9 protein-coding genes are annotated in these 14,563 nt (G+C 70.7%); 2 read left to right on the top strand and 7 right to left on the bottom strand.

Annotation, left to right across the window (positions count from 1 at the left end; all coding sequences use genetic code 11):
- Window positions 1-60 precede the first annotated feature (60 nt).
- Window positions 61-2,001 (bottom strand): acyl-CoA dehydrogenase family protein, encoded by a 1,941-nt coding sequence (locus tag ACZ4SW_RS20690; RefSeq protein WP_468245467.1) that lies wholly within the window; start codon window positions 1,999-2,001, stop codon window positions 61-63.
- 527 nt (window positions 2,002-2,528) lie between these two features.
- Between ACZ4SW_RS20690 and ACZ4SW_RS20685 the strand changes: the two genes are divergently transcribed.
- Window positions 2,529-3,542 (top strand): LacI family DNA-binding transcriptional regulator, encoded by a 1,014-nt coding sequence (locus ACZ4SW_RS20685; protein ID WP_468245461.1) that lies wholly within the window; start codon window positions 2,529-2,531, stop codon window positions 3,540-3,542.
- Window positions 3,543-3,678: 136 nt separating this feature from the next.
- Window positions 3,679-5,721 carry a glycoside hydrolase family 31 protein gene (locus ACZ4SW_RS20680; RefSeq protein ID WP_468245456.1) on the top strand — a complete coding sequence of 681 codons (2,043 nt, stop codon included), beginning with the start codon at window positions 3,679-3,681 and terminating at the stop codon, window positions 5,719-5,721.
- 55 nt (window positions 5,722-5,776) lie between these two features.
- On the opposite strand, the gene ACZ4SW_RS20675 is transcribed toward ACZ4SW_RS20680, so the two are convergent.
- From ACZ4SW_RS20675 to ACZ4SW_RS20650, 6 genes are all read right to left on the bottom strand, one after another.
- A complete protein-coding gene (locus tag ACZ4SW_RS20675; RefSeq protein WP_468245451.1) occupies window positions 5,777-6,490 on the bottom strand; it encodes a glycoside hydrolase family 12 protein in 714 nt (237 codons plus the stop codon).
- Entirely contained in the window at window positions 6,472-8,724 is a 2,253-nt protein-coding gene (locus ACZ4SW_RS20670) for a glycosyl hydrolase family 95 catalytic domain-containing protein (RefSeq protein WP_468245445.1), read from the bottom strand. Before ACZ4SW_RS20670 ends, ACZ4SW_RS20675 begins: the two co-directional genes overlap by 19 nt.
- A complete protein-coding gene (locus ACZ4SW_RS20665; RefSeq protein WP_468245440.1) occupies window positions 8,721-10,709 on the bottom strand; it encodes a beta-galactosidase in 1,989 nt (662 codons plus the stop codon). Before ACZ4SW_RS20665 ends, ACZ4SW_RS20670 begins: the two co-directional genes overlap by 4 nt.
- 109 nt (window positions 10,710-10,818) lie before the next feature.
- On the bottom strand, window positions 10,819-11,754 hold the full coding sequence (locus ACZ4SW_RS20660; protein ID WP_468245434.1) for a carbohydrate ABC transporter permease: 936 nt from the start codon (window positions 11,752-11,754) through the stop codon (window positions 10,819-10,821).
- Window positions 11,751-12,785 carry an ABC transporter permease gene (locus ACZ4SW_RS20655; protein WP_468245429.1) on the bottom strand — a complete coding sequence of 345 codons (1,035 nt, stop codon included), beginning with the start codon at window positions 12,783-12,785 and terminating at the stop codon, window positions 11,751-11,753. Before ACZ4SW_RS20655 ends, ACZ4SW_RS20660 begins: the two co-directional genes overlap by 4 nt.
- A 27-nt stretch (window positions 12,786-12,812) precedes the next feature.
- A complete protein-coding gene (locus tag ACZ4SW_RS20650; RefSeq protein WP_468245424.1) occupies window positions 12,813-14,507 on the bottom strand; it encodes an extracellular solute-binding protein in 1,695 nt (564 codons plus the stop codon).
- Between the last annotated feature and the right edge of the window lie 56 nt (window positions 14,508-14,563).

Below are 14,563 nucleotides of genomic sequence, written 5' to 3'. Positions count from 1 at the left end.
GCATCGGTCACCGGGCAGCCTGCCCAGCGGCTGATGCCCCTGGGCAGGCTGCGGCGTCCCTCACCGGATCGGGCGGTGGACGTTCTCCTTCCGGGACGGGCCGGGTGTCGCGTCGGCGATCCACGGACCGTCTCCGGAGGGATCGACGACGCCGTCCTCCAGCCACGCGTACGTGCCGGTCAGCACCCCCTTGACCACCTTGCGGTCCAGGTCGTCCGTGTTGGTCCACAGCCGGTCGAACAGTTCGTCGACGCGGATGCGGGCCTGCCGGCAGAAGGCGTCCGCCAACTGGTACGCCTCGCGGCCGTGCTCCCCGGTCCTGCGCAGGTGCTCCGCGCGCACGCACGCCGCCGCCATCGCGAACAGCTCGGCGCCGATGTCCACGACCCGGCCCAGGAAGCCCTGCTTGGTCTCCATCCGGCCCTGCCAGCGGGACATGCCGTAGAAGGTGGAGCGGGCCAGCTTGCGGGCGCTGCGTTCGACGTAGCGCAGGTGCCCCGAGAGGTCGACCTCCCGGCGGAACTCCCCGAACGCGCCCGGCACCTGGCCCTGCCCCGCGACCAGCTTCGGCAGCCACTTGGCGTAGAAGACACCCGCGTTCGCGCCGGCCCGCGCCTTGTCGGACAGCGACTTCTCCGGGTCGATCAGGTCACCGGCCACGGACAGGTGCGCGTCCACCGCCTCCCGTGCGATCAGCAGGTGCATGATCTCCGTGGAGCCCTCGAAGATGCGGTTGATGCGCAGGTCGCGCAGCATCTGCTCGGCCGGCACACCCCGCTCGCCGCGGGCCCGGAGGGAGTCCGCCGTCTCGAAGCCGCGTCCGCCGCGGATCTGGACCAGTTCGTCGGCCATCAGCCAGGCCATCTCCGAGCCGTACAGCTTGGCGAGGGCGGCCTCGATGCGGATGTCGTTGCGGTCCTCGTCCGCCATCTGCGACGACAGGTCCACGACGGCTTCCAGCGCGAAGGTGGTCGCCGCGATGAAGGAGATCTTCGAGCCGACCGCCTCGTGCAGCGCGACAGGCTTGCCCCACTGCTCCCGGGCCGCCGACCACTCGCGGGCGATCTTCAGGCACCACTTGCCCGCGCCGACGCACATCGCGGGCAGGGAGAGCCGGCCGGTGTTGAGCGTGGTCAGGGCGATCTTGAGGCCCTGGCCCTCCTCGCCGATGCGGTTGGCGGCCGGGACCCGGACCCGGTGGAAGCGGGTGACGCCGTTCTCGAGGCCGCGCAGGCCCATGAAGGCGTTGCGGTTCTCGACGGTGATGCCCTCGGAGGCCGACTCCACGACGAACGCCGTGATGCCGCCCCGGTGGCCCTCGGACTTGGGCACCCGCGCCATGACGACCAGCAGGTCGGCCACCACGCCGTTGGTGGTCCACAGCTTGACCCCGTCCAGGACGTACTCGTCGCCGTCGGGGACGGCCGTGGTGGCCAGCCGGGCCGGGTCGGAGCCCACGTCCGGCTCGGTGAGCAGGAACGCGGAGATGTCGGTGCGGGCGCAGCGCGGCAGGAACGTCTCCTTCTGTTCCCGGGTGCCGAACAACTTCAGCGGCTGCGGTACTCCGATCGACTGATGCGCGGACAGCAGGGCGCCGATCGCGGGGCTCGCGGAGCCGACGAGGGCGAGCGCCTTGTTGTAGTACACCTGGGTGAGGCCGAGTCCGCCGTACTTCGTGTCGATCTTCATGCCGAGGGCGCCGAGCTCCTTGAGCCCGGTGATCGTCTCGTCGGGGATCCGGGCCTCGCGCTCGATGCGGGCGCCGTCGATGTGTGTCTCGCAGAAGTCGCGCAGCTTGGCGAGGAACTCCTCGCCGCGCTGCACGGCCTCGTCGGCGGGCATCGGGTGGGGGTGGATGAGGTCGAGCCGGAATCGGCCGAGGAACAGTTCCTTGGCGAAGCTGGGCTTGCGCCAGTCCTGCTCGCGCGCGGCCTCCGCGACCTGGCGGGCCTCGCGCTCGGTGACCGTCGGCTTGGGAGTGGGGGCTGTTGGTGCGGTCATGAGGCTCACCTCGCCGCGAAGAGGGACGTTTTCGGGCGTACGCCCTTCAAGGTGCCGCAGGGTCACCAAGGGTGCCGTACGGCGATCTTGCGGGCGTACGTTACTGACCGGTGCTACTCGATCGTTGGTACCCCGATCCGGGCAAGGTCACCAGTCCTCGCGCAGCGACCTGGTGGGGAAAACCGCTCGGCCGACGTCCACCGGGTACGCCTCGGCGTCAAGTCGGCCGGCGTCCGGGGCCCGGTACGGGGCCCGGGACGAGCGCGTGCTTCCACGGCGGGCGCGTCGACGATGTTGCGCCGGGTGGGGTTCCGGGGGGACGGTTCGGATACGCCCGTTCAGCGGCCACCCGGAGCCGACGGGTTGTCCAGGGTGTCCGCCTCCACTCGGGAGAATTCGGTGTCGAAGCGCTTCGACAGCCTATGGACAGCCCACCCACGCCAAGCTACTGTCGATCCACCCTCACACGCCACTGTTTCGTAACGCGCGTAGTGTCGAAGCGCTTCACTCACGCTTGGAGATGCCGGATGGTCACCCTCGCCGAGGTCGCCCAGCACGCCGGAGTGTCGGCGAGCACGGTGAGCTATGTCCTCAGCGGCAAGCGGTCCATCTCCGCGTCCACCCGGCAGCGGGTGGAGCAGAGCATCCGGGAGCTCGGCTACCACCCGAACGCCGGGGCCCGCGCCCTGGCGAGCAACAGGTCGAACATCATCGCGCTGATGGTCCCGCTGCGCACGGACATGTACGTACCGGTGATGATGGAGATCGCCATCGCCGTCGCCACCACCGCGCGCGCCCACGGGTACGACGTCCTGCTGCTCACCGGCGAGGAGGGCCCGGACGCGGTGCGCCGGGTCACGGGCAGCGGACTCGCGGACGCGATGATCCTGATGGACGTCGAACTGGACGACGAGCGGCTGCCGTTGCTGCGTGAGACGGACCAGCCGTCGGTGCTCATCGGTCTGCCCGCCAGCACCACCGGGCTGACCTGCGTGGACCTCGACTTCGGGGCGACGGGCGCCCTGTGCGCCGAGCACCTGGCGGTCCTCGGCCACCGCGACATCGCTGTCATCGGCGAGGCGCCCGCCGTCTACGAACGGCACACCGGCTTCGCCGAGCGCACCCTGGACGGCCTCAGGTCCCGCTCCCGCGAGCTGGGCCTCAGGGTGCTGCACCGACCCTGCGAGGGCGGATACGACGCGATGGCGGTGACCCTGGCCCGGATCTTCGACGAGCGGCCGGGCACCACCGGGTTCGTCGTGCAGAACGAGTCCGCGGTCGAGCCGCTGCTCGCGCTGCTGCGCCAGCAGGGCCGGGCCGTCCCCGAGGACGTCTCGGTGATCGCCGTCTGCCCCGACCAGGTCGCCACCCAGGCGTCGGTGCGGCTGACGTCCGTGGCCATCCCCGCGCAGGAGATGGGCCGGCGCGCGGTCGAGCTGCTGGTGGCGAAGCTGGACGGCCACGGCACGGACGAAGTGGTGCTGCTCGCACCCGAGCTGACGGTCCGGGCGAGCACGGGCGCCGCGCCGTCCGCGCCCTGACACCACACCCCGGCACCGCACGCCGAACCCCGCGGGGCACCCACGCACCCACGCCGTACTCCCCCCGGCGCCTTCCGTCGCGGGCGCCCGCTGTTCCAGGCACCTTCCTGTCTGCACTCCTCCAGGAGCACCCACCGTGAACCAGACCGCCGAAACCCAGCCCAAGGTCAGCCTCGCCCAGTCGTCCCCCACCGTGGGCACCTTCCGCGAGCGGGACGGTGCGCTGGAGTGGAGCGGCCGTCAGGAGACCGTACGCATCGAGCCCTGGGGGCCGGACGCCGTGCGCGTGCGGGCCCGGCTCGGCGGACCGGTCCTCGACGGGCTGCCGGGCGCCCTGCTCGACGAGCCGCCGGCCGTCGAGAGCACCGTCAAGATCGAGGAGGGGAGCGGGCGGCTCACGGTCGGCGCGCTCACGGTGGACGTGGACGCCGAGGGCCTGATCCGCTTCCTGCGCACGGAGGACGGCGGTGAGCTGCTGGCCGAGCAGCGCGCCCACTTCTGGTGGCCGGGCCCGCGCCTGTACACGGCCGTCGGCAACGGCCACCACCGCCTGGAGCAGCGTTTCGCCGCGTACGACGACGAGAAGCTGTACGGCCTGGGCCAGCACCAGCACGGTCGGCTGGACCAGAAGGGGCTGGTCGTCGATCTGGTCCAGCGCAACGCCGAGGTCTCCGTCCCGGTGCTCACCTCCAGCCGCGGCTACACGCTGCTGTGGAACAACCCGGCGATCGGCCGGGTCGAGCTGGCCGGCAACGGCACCCGCTGGGTGGCGGACTCCGCCCGGCAGATCGACTACTGGATCACTGCCGGCAATCCGGCCGAGGCGCAGCGCGCCTACAGCGCGGTCACCGGCCGCACCCCGATGCTCCCGGAGTGGGCGGCGGGCTTCTGGCAGTGCAAGCTGCGCTACCGCACCCAGGACGAACTGCTGTCCGTCGCAAGGGAGTACAAGCGGCGCGGCCTGCCGATCGACGCGATCGTCTGCGACTTCTTCCACTGGACGCACCTGGGCGAGTGGAAGTTCGACCCGAAGGAGTGGCCGGACCCGGCGGCGATGGTGCGGGAGCTGGACGAACTCGGCATCAAGCTGGTCGTGAGCGTCTGGCCGTCCGTGTCGCCGCTGAGCGAGAACCACCCGGTGATGGAGCAGCGCGGCTACTTCATCGGCACCCAGTACGGGCCGATGGCGCACGCCGACTGGCCCGACAAGGAGGTCGCCTCCACCGTCCAGGTCGCCTTCTACGACGCCACGAACCCGGATGCCCGGCAGTTCGTGTGGTCGCGGGTGAAGGAGAACTACCTGGACCCGTACGGCATCACGGCGTTCTGGCTGGACGCCTGCGAGCCGGAGCTGAAGCCCGGCTTCCAGGAGAACCTGCGCTACTGGGCCGGCCCGGGCCTGGAGGTCGGCAACATCTACCCGGCCGAGAACGCCCGCACCTTCTACGAGGGCCTGCTCGCCGCCGGCGAGAGCGAGGTCGTCACCCTCAACCGCTCGGCGTGGGCGGGCAGTCAGCGCTACGGCGCCGCCCTGTGGTCCGGCGACATCGGGACCGACTTCGCGACGCTGCGCCGCCAGATCGCGGCCGGCCTGAACACCGCCCTGTCCGGCATCCCGTGGTGGAACACGGACATCGGCGGCTTCCACGGCGGCGACCCGGACGACGAGGCCTACCGCGAGGTGATGGTCCGCTGGTTCCAGTTCGGCGCCCTGTCCCCGCTGATGCGGCTGCACGGCTTCCGCGACCCGGGCATGCCGCTGGGCCCGGAGATGACCGGCGGACCCAACGAGGTCTGGTCGTACGGGGAGGAGGCCGGCGCGATCCTGGAGAAGTACCTCCGGCTGCGCGAGCGCCTGAAGCCCTATGTCCTCCAGGTCATGCGCCAGGCACACGAGGAGGGGCTGCCGGTGATGCGGCCGCTGTTCCTGGAGTTCCCCGGGGACGAGCGCACCTGGGAGGTCGCCGACGCCTACCTGTTCGGGCCGGACCTGCTGGTCGCCCCGGTGCTGGAGCCGGGCGCGACGACCTGGACGACGTATCTCCCGGCGGGGGCGCGCTGGAAGGACGCGTGGACGGGCCGGTGGTACGAGGGCGGCGCGACCGTCACGGTCGACGCGCCGCTGGACCGGATCCCGGTGTTCCTGCGGGACGGGGCGGAGCTGCCGGTCGCCGGGTGACGGCGGCGCGGCCGGCCCCCGCCCGGGGACCGGCCGCACGCCCAGGTGCCGGAACTCAGCTACTGCTGACGCTCAGGCTGTTGGTGGCGAAGTTCAGGCCGCCGGAGGAGGACGTGATCTCGAAGCCGAACTGGAAGTCGGCGATGGTCACGTTGCCGAACCAGCCTTTGGTGTCCTTGATCCACTTCAGGATCGGCAGGACGTCGACCGTGCCGGAGGCCGAGTTGGAGGTGCGCACGAACGAGAAGACGTCGTTCGCGGTGTTGTTGCCCTTGTAGACGGCCCAGGTGGAGCCGCCCAGCGTCACGGTGCCCTGCGAGGTGCCGAGGGGGCCCACGGCACCGGTCTTGTTGACCCACAGCATGATCTCGTAGGCGTGGTTGCTGTCCCAGATGTCGTACGACGTGTTGTACGAACCGGAGGACGGGACCGTGACGTTGTAGCTGCTCGTGAGCGACGAGAGCGAGGTGATCGACTTGTTGATCATCTTCTTGGCGTTGGGGTAGGACTTGATCCCGCCGGTGTTGGGGTGGTCCGCCCAGACGCCCCAGTTGGTGCCGGAGTTGGCCCAGATGCACTGGCTGCCCGCGCCCTTGCCCCAGATGTTGTTGTAGAGCGTGTAGCCGTTCAGGGTCGTGTTGCCGTACTGCTCGCACGAGTTCCACACGGCGGCCTGGGCCGGCGCGGAGGCGAGGCAGACGGTGGCGCCGAGGGCGAGTGCGGGGGCGATCAGCGCCTTGGTGATCCGGTTCAGCGTGCGTGCTGCCATGGTGTCCCTTCCATGGGTGGGGGGAGGTGCTGCTGTTCCTGCGGCCCCAGGGTGAGGACGCAGTCCTCGCCGGCGACGAGATCGAGCGGGCTCGCCCCGGCGGAGGTCCTGAGGTCGACGCGGCAACTGCGGGTGGGCCGTACGAGCGCGGTGGCCCCCTGGGGGGACCAGGTGAGGTCGACCTCGGCGCCGAACCGTGTGCGCACGCCCTTCAGCCGCCCCTGGGGGCAGGCGGCGGGGAGCGCGGGCAGCAGCACGAGCCGGCCGGGGGTCGACTGGATGAGCGCCTCGATGACCACGGCCGGGAGCGTGTGGGCCGCGTCGGCGTTGTACACGTCGAGGTGGGGGTAGTGCGCGCTCATCAGGGAGGCGTGGAAGTAGTCGCCCTCCAGTACCTGGCCGAGGGCGTGCGCGACCCGGTCCGCGTCGCGCAGGCGGGCGGCGACGAGCGCGTGGTGCAGGTGCCCGTGTGCGGAGTCGTTCTCCGCGCCGCGCAGTTCGAGCGCCCGGTGGGCGGCCGCGGCGAGGTCGGGCGTGTCGTAGGGGTTGATCTCGTCGAGCGGCCACACGCCGTACAGGTGGCTGAGATGACGGTGGTCGTAGGCGTCCTCCAGGCCCGGCCAGGCCCACTCGGCGAGGGCGCCGTCGGCGTTGACGCGGTGCGGCGGGAGGCGGTCGGCGAGGGCCCGCCAGGCCTCGGCCCGGTCCGGGTGGTAGGCGGCGGCCGTGAGGAGGGCGTGGCGGGCCGCCGAGAGGTCCATGGCCGCGTTGACCGTGCCCCAGCTCGCGTTCGCGGGCCGGTTCTCGGGCGAGTAGGAGGGGACGACGGCGAGACGGCCGTCGGCGTCGGTGCGGGTGAGGAAGTCCTCGTAGAACGTGGCGACTTCGGCCAGGAGCTCCGCGGTGCGCGGGTCGCGCCGGCCGTAGGTCTCGTCGTGGTCGACGAGCGGTTTGAGCAGCCAGTCGGCGCCCGCGGTCCACAGGTGCAGCGGGTATTCCCGGCTGAAGTGGTAGGCGTGACCGGACTCGCCGTCGGTGTGCGCGGGCGCGACGACGCCGCGGGTGCCGAAGACGGCGCGGGCGTTCTCGCGCCAGTCGTCGAGTCGGAGGTGCACCAGCGCCGCGTGGGCCTCGGTGACTTCGGGGAGCGCGCCGGCCGCGGCCGAGGAGGTCTGGAGGTTGAGGTTGGCGTCGGTGGTGAACGCGCCGGACCACGCCGTGTTCCAGTCGCCGGTCCACAGGCCGGTCAGCCGGGGCGGGAGCATGCCGCTGGAGCTGAGCAGGTGGTAGCGGCCGGCGGCGAAGAGCCGCTCCAGGAGGGCGGGGCTCGTGGGGCGGCGGAGCAGCTCGGAGCCGGGCAGGGCCCGCTCGTCGGCGTCGGCGCGGAGGTCGAGGACGGCACGGAGGTAGGCCGGGCGGTGGAGGGCCAGGTGGCGGTCGAGGAGGGCGGCGTAGGGGTCTTCCCCGGTGGGCAGCAGGGCGCGCAGGGCGCGTGCCTGCGCCAGTGCGTCCAGTTCGCCGGTGTGCCGCCGCACCCGGGTCAGCAGCAGGACCGACTCGGCGTCGGTGATGCGTACGCCCTGCGGGGCGAGGTCGGTCGTGCCGCCGGTGACCACGGCCAGGGTCACGCCGGTGCAGGCGCGGTCGCTGCCCGGGTAGCGGGCGCGCAGGGTGAGCAGGGCGCCCTCGGCGGTGAGGGCGGTGCCGTGGCCGACGGCCAGGTCCCGGGGCGCGCCGGGCAGCCGGTGGTCGAGGGACAGATCGAGTTCGGGGCCCGGGGCGGTCACGTGCTGCACGATCACGTCGTCCGCGCGGGAGACGAAGACCCGGCTGCGCCGGTCCGCGCACTGCGCCGTCGTGACGCCCGTGGTGAAGTCCACCGACCGCCGGTAGTCCCGCTCCTGCCCCGCCGGCCGCCGCAGCCGCGTCTGGAACGCGGGATGGAAGGGCTGCACCCACTGCAGTTCCCGTCCGTCGGTGAAGTCCTCGGCGGCGGTCGTCTCGCCCGCGAGGAGCCGGTCCTGGAGGTCGGCGAGCCGGGCGGCCAGCTCGGGCGGCCGGGCGTGTTCGCCGCCGTTGGGGCGTACCAGGGTGTGGTGGGTGAAGATGACCCGGTCGTCGTACGGGTCGCCGAACACCATGGCGCCATGGCGCCCGTTGCCGCTCAGGAAGGCGTCCTCCCAGCGGGCGGCGGGATGCGGCTCCCACGTCCCATGGGTGACCTCGCTCGTCATGGCCGCAACACCGCCACCTCGAATCGGCCGAGGGCGAGTGTGTCCGTGACCGTCTCGCCGGTGAGCAGGTCATGGTGGGTGCCGGGCACCGTGACCTCGACCGGTTCACGCCCGTGGTTGAGCACGAAGAGCAGGTCGCCGCGCCGTACCGCCTCGACCCGGGCGGGCAGACCGTCGAGCACGGGCCGTACGCCCGCGCCGGAGGCGATGCCCGCGAGCAGGTCGCGCAGCCCGTCCGGCTCGGGAAGGGTGGAGAGGTACCAGGCGCGGCCGTGGTGAAGGACGGCGGGCATCCCGTCGAGTTCGCCGCCCTTGTACCGGGCGGCCACCGCGGCCGGTTCGGCCTGAAGCTCCTCGGACCACAGGGTGCCGCGGAAGCTGTCGCACTCGACGGTCTCGCCGGCGTCCAGCGGCCACCACTCGTGGAGGGTGTGGATGCCGAAGAGGTCGCGCAGCCGGGCGTCCATGCCTCCGGGCCGTATCCGGTCGTCCTCGTCCGCGACACCGGTCAGGAAGCCGCAGACGAGGGTGCCGCCGCCGCGTACGTAGGCGAGGAGGTTCTCGATCGCCGGGTCCGTGAGGAGATAGAGCTGCGGGACGACGACGAGACGGTACGCGGTCAGGTCGTGCCCGGGGTGGGCGAAGTCCACCGTGAGGTGGGCCTCCCACAGGGCGCGGTGCCAGGCGTGGAGGACGGCCGGGTGGTCGACCTCGCTGGAGGGCCGGCCGTCCTGTGCGGCCGCCCACCAGGAGTGCCAGTCGTGGAGGACCGCGACGTCGGCCGTGACGCGGCTGCCGGCCACCTCGGGGCCGAGCCGGGCCAGTTCCGCGCCCAGCCGCTTGACCTCCTGGAAGGTGCGGCCCTGCTCACCGGCGTGGCTGACCATGCCGGAGTGGAACTTCTCCGCGCCCTGCCGGGACTGGCGCCACTGGAAGTAGCAGACGGCGTCGGCACCGCGGGCGACGGCCTGGAGGGACCACAGACGGTTCAGTCCACGGGGCTTGGGATGGTTGACGCCGCGCCAGTTGACCGGGCCCGCCGCCTGCTCCATCAGCATCCACGGGCCGCGGGCCTGGGAGCGGGTCATGTCCTGGACCAGTGCGCCCTGCTGGGCGCCGAGGGGGTCGCGGGGGTCGGGGTAGAGGTCGACGGAGACGACGTCCTCCTCCTCGGCCCAGCGCCAGGCGTCCTGGCCGGACCACAGCGGCATGAAGTTGGTGGTGACCGGGATGTGCGGCGTGTGCCGGCGCACGATGTCACGCTCGGCGACGTAGCACTCCAGGAGCATGTCGCAGGTGAAGCGCCGGAAGTCCAGCACCTGGGTGGGGTTCTTCAGGTAGTGGGCGTGGCGCGGGGGCAGGATGCCGTCCCAGCTGTCGTAGCCCTGGCTCCAGAAGGCGGTGCCCCAGGCGGTGTTGAGCGCGTCGAGCGTGCCGTACTTCGCGCGGAGCCAGCGGCGGAACGCCGCCGCCGCCTCGTCGCCGTAGTCGTAGGTGCAGTACTCGTTGTTGATGTGCCACAGGGTGAGGGCGGGGTGGGTGGCGTAGCGGGCGGCCAGGTCCTCGGTGATCGCGGCGGCGTAACGGCGGTAGGTGGCGCTGGAGTGCGAGAAGTGCTGGCGGCCGCCCCACCACTCGGTGCGGCCGTCGGCGTCGCGGGGCAGGGTGTCGGGGTGCAGCCGGCCCATCCACGGCGGGGGCGAGGCGGTGGGGGTGGCCAGGACCACGCCGATGCCGTTGTCGTGCATCAGGTCCATCAGCGTGTCCAGCCACCCGAACTCCCGTGCACCCGGGAAGGGTTCGAGCTTCGCCCAGGAGAAGACACCGAGCGTCACGGAGTTGACCCCGGCGTCCTTCATCAGCCGGACGTCCTCCTGCCAGGTCGCCTCGGGCCACTGCTCGGGGTTGTAGTCCCCGCCGAAGAGGATGCGGCCGCGGGTGGCGTCGGCGAGGGCGGCGCGTCTGCTCAGAGAGTGCGTGTGCATGACATACCTCGTTCCGTGCGGCTCGGGAGACGGGTCGGGCTTGGGTCCGCCGCGGCCGACCGCTGCACAGGAGCAGGTCGGCCGCGGCGGAGTCGGTGGGCGACGGGCTTCAGCCCTTGACCGCGCCGGTGAGCATGCCCTTCTTGAAGTGCTTCTGGACGAAGGGGGACAGGACGGCGACGGGGAGGAGGGCCATCACCATGACCGCCATCTGAATGGCCAGCCCGGAGAGCTGACCGGTCCTGATGGCCTGGCCCAGGCCGACCGGCTGCTGCTGCCTCTGCACGAGCTGGATCATGACGTTCTGCAACGGCATCATGTCCTGGTCGTTCAGGTAGATCGAGGCGTTGAACCAGGCGCTCCAGTACCCCACGGCGTAGAACAGCGTGATCACCGCGAGGACGGCGCGGGACAGCGGCATGACGATCGTCCAGAGGATCCGGAAGTCCCCGGCCCCGTCGATGCGGGCGCTGTCGACGAGTTCCTGGGAGATCCCCATGAAGAAGCCGCGCAGCACCAGGATGTTGAAGATGCTCACCGCGCTCGGCAGGATCAGCGCGAGGTAGGTGTCCGTCAGGCCGAGGGACTGCACCAGCAGGTAGGTCGGGATGAGGCCGGCGCTGAAGAACATGGTCGCCAGCAGTGTCATCAGGATCCCGCGGTGTGCGAGCGAGCCGCTGCGGGACAGGCCGTAGGCGCACAGGACGGACACCGTCATCGAGAACAGCGTGCCGACCAGGGTGACGAGGATGCTGATGATCGTGGCCCGGGTGACCTGGCCGCCGCTGAGCAACTCCTTGTAGGCGATGAAGGTGATGCCCTTGGGCACGATCACCAGGCCGCCCGCCTCGTCGATGGTCTTCCGCGAGGAGAGGCTGGTGACGACCACGATCCACAGCGGGAAGAGGACCGCCAGGCAGGCCAGCGACAGGACCAGGCCCTTGCCCGCGAGGCCGGCCCTGGAGGGCTCCTCCTCCCACGCCGGGCGCTCAGGTGCGGCCCACCCGTTCGGCGTGCTCGCCGGTTTGTCGACGACGGTGGTCACTTCTTGTACACCCCCTGCTCGCCCATGAGGTGGGCCACCTTGTTCGCGGCGAGGACCAGGCCGATGCTGACCACGCCCTTGACCAGGCCGGCGGCGGCCGCGTAGCCGAAGTCCTGGTTGCGCACGCCGTTCCACCACACGAAGGTGTCGAGGACCTCCCCGGCGTCCGGTCCGACGGCGTCGCGTTGCAGCAGGATCTGTTCGAACCCGACGGTCAGGGCGTCGCCGACGCGCAGCACGAGGAGCAGGGCGATCACCGGACGCAGGGCGGGAAGCGTGACGTGCCACATGCGGCGCCAGCGTCCGGCGCCGTCCATCGCGGCGGCCTCGTAGAGGTCCGGGGGAACCGAGGCCAGCGCGGCGAGGAAGACGATGATCCCCCACCCGGCGTCCTTCCACACGCTCTGCGCGGTGACCAGGAAGGGGAAGGTGTTCGGGTCGGTCATGATGTCGAAGCCGTTGTACCCGTGCTGCCGCAGCAGTTGGGAGAGCATGCCCGCGCCGCCGAACATCTGCTGGAAGACGGCGATGACCAGCACCCACGAGAAGAAGTGCGGCAGATAGAGAACGGCCTGCGCGACGGCCCGCACCCGGGGCCGGACCACGCTGTTGATGAGCAGCGCGAGCAGGATGGGGATCGGGAAGAACAGCACGAGCTGGAAGAGGAACAGCACGAGCGTGTTCTCGACGGCGTTCCAGAAGGCGGAGTCGCCGAACACCTGCTGGAAGTTCTCCAGTCCCACGAAGGGGCTGTGCAGGATGGAGACGATGCCGTTGCCGCTGATGTAGGGGTCGTAGTCCTGGAAGGCGACGACGTTGCCGAGGATCGGCAGATAGTTGAAGACCATCACCAGCACGACGGCCGGCAGCGTCATCAGGATCAGGACACGGTCGCGCCGGAACCTGAGCCGCAGACTCAGCTTCCCCGGACTTCGCTTCGCCCGGGAACCGGTGGCGCCGCCGGACGCCACCGGGGTCTTCACGGGCATGCTGGCCTCGGCACTGCTCCGAGGCACCGTGCTGTGGGACACGGCTGTTCTCCTTGCCTCGGAGCCTGGTCAGCTCGCCGCCGGGCCGTTCTCGTCGAGAAGCTTCTTGTACCAGTCGCGCAGCTTGTCCCCGCCCTTCTTCTTCCAGTCGGAGATGGCCTGCTGCATGTCGCTGATCTCCTTGTGGCCGCGGACGATGTCGTCCTCGAGCTGCTCGAAGTCGTCGGCGAGGTTGGTGTAACGGGAGGGCTCGGTGATCTGCATGCCCCAGAAGGACGACTTCTTGGTGAAGGCGCCCATCCGCTGCTGCCACTCCACCATGCCCTTGGTGTACTCCGGCAGGTCGGGGTGCGCGATGGTCGCGGCGGGGCTCGCGACCATGACGTAGGCGTTGACGACCTCGTTGTTGCCCTTGTCGTTCTTGACGGGCACACCGTTCTTGAGCGTGTAGTGCGTGCCCTCGACGCCGTAGTTGGTCATCATCCACTCCTTGGTGCCGTACGGCGCCGCGGTGACGTTGGCGACCGCCAGCGCGTCGCGGATGACGGACTCGGAGGCGTTCTTGTTGACGAAGGCGAAGATGCCGGCCGGGTTCGCGGCCCACAGCGTCGGGTTGCCGCCGTCGTGGCCCCACAGGTCCATGCCCCAGACCTTGAAGCCGGGGTTCTGGGTGATCTGGGAGGCCTGTCGCCCGTACCAGTTGGAGATGTCGTCGTTCCAGATCAGGAACTCGCCCGCGGCGAACAGGGGGGCGGGGTCGCCGATCTGGCTCTTGCCCAGCTTGAACTGGGGGTGGACGTAGCCGGCGGCCATCAGCTTGCGCGCCCACTCCAGCGCTTCCAGGTACTCCGGGGTCTCGATGCGGTTGATCAGCTTGCCGTCGACCACGGTCCAGCCGAGCGCCTTCTCGCCGCCGCTGATCACACCGAAGGTGTTGAACGCGGTCCACTTCATGTCACCGCAGGCCCACCGCTTGGCCCGGGGGCTGGTGATCTCCTTGCACAGGGCCGTGAACTCGTCGGCGGACTTCGGGACCTCGTAGCCCTCCTTGGCGAAGACGTCCTGGCGGTAGAGGGGCACGATGTTCTGGACGTACGGAGCGGGCATCGGCAGGCCCATCAGCTTGCCGCCGAAGATGGAGCGCTGCCAGGCGTCGCTGGGGATCGCCGCGAGGTTCGGGTACTCCTTGACCTTGTCCCCGGACAGGTAGGGGCCGAGGTCGGCGAACTTGCCGATGATGGCGCTCGGTATCCGGCCGGTCATGTTCCAGCCGGGGATCACCACCACGTCCGGGATGTCGCTGGAGGCGAGGACGGCGCCGAGCTTCTGGTCGTAGGTGTTGCCGTCCTGGTTGCGCCACTCGACGTCGACGCCGATCAGGCCGTTCATCGACGTGTAGTAGGGGTTGTTCTGCTTGGGCGGCGAGCCCCAGAACGGCGACATGACGGTGACCTTGCCGCCCTTGCCGAGCTTCTTCGGCACCGAGGTCTTGAGCGCGGCGACGTCGAGCTTGGCGGTGAAGCCCATCGCCGAGCCGTTCTTGGACGGGATGTCCGGCTGCACCACGCTGCTGGCCACGTAGGCGGGCAGGATCTTCCTGGCGTTCTTGCCCGACGTGGTTCCATCCCGCGAGCCGCTGTCCGAACCGCCGCAGGCGGCGAGCAGGGGCATCCCCCCGGCCACAGCCGCGGTGGCGACCGCCGTGGAGGCGAGGAAGCTTCTCCGGCTGGGCCCGGACGAGGCGGAAGCGGAGTTCGGCGTCATTGCGTCAACCCTTCGTGGCGCACCAGGACACCCGGCGGAAGAGCCGTCGGCTGCGG

The sequence above is a fragment of the Streptomyces sp. NPDC028331 genome, from assembly GCF_055565775.1.
This window is presented reverse-complemented; position numbering and strand designations above follow the sequence as displayed.

Bases quoted from the DNA above. Each gene is read 5' to 3' on its own strand.
- ACZ4SW_RS20690 (WP_468245467.1), bottom strand. From the start codon at position 2,001: ATGACCGCACCAACAGCCCCCACTCCCAAGCCGACGGTCACCGAGCGC.
- ACZ4SW_RS20685 (WP_468245461.1), top strand. From the start codon at position 2,529: ATGGTCACCCTCGCCGAGGTCGCCCAGCACGCCGGAGTGTCGGCGAGC.
- ACZ4SW_RS20675 (WP_468245451.1), bottom strand. From the start codon at position 6,490: ATGGCAGCACGCACGCTGAACCGGATCACCAAGGCGCTGATCGCCCCC.
- ACZ4SW_RS20670 (WP_468245445.1), bottom strand. From the start codon at position 8,724: ATGACGAGCGAGGTCACCCATGGGACGTGGGAGCCGCATCCCGCCGCC.
- ACZ4SW_RS20665 (WP_468245440.1), bottom strand. From the start codon at position 10,709: ATGCACACGCACTCTCTGAGCAGACGCGCCGCCCTCGCCGACGCCACC.
- ACZ4SW_RS20650 (WP_468245424.1), bottom strand. From the start codon at position 14,507: ATGACGCCGAACTCCGCTTCCGCCTCGTCCGGGCCCAGCCGGAGAAGC.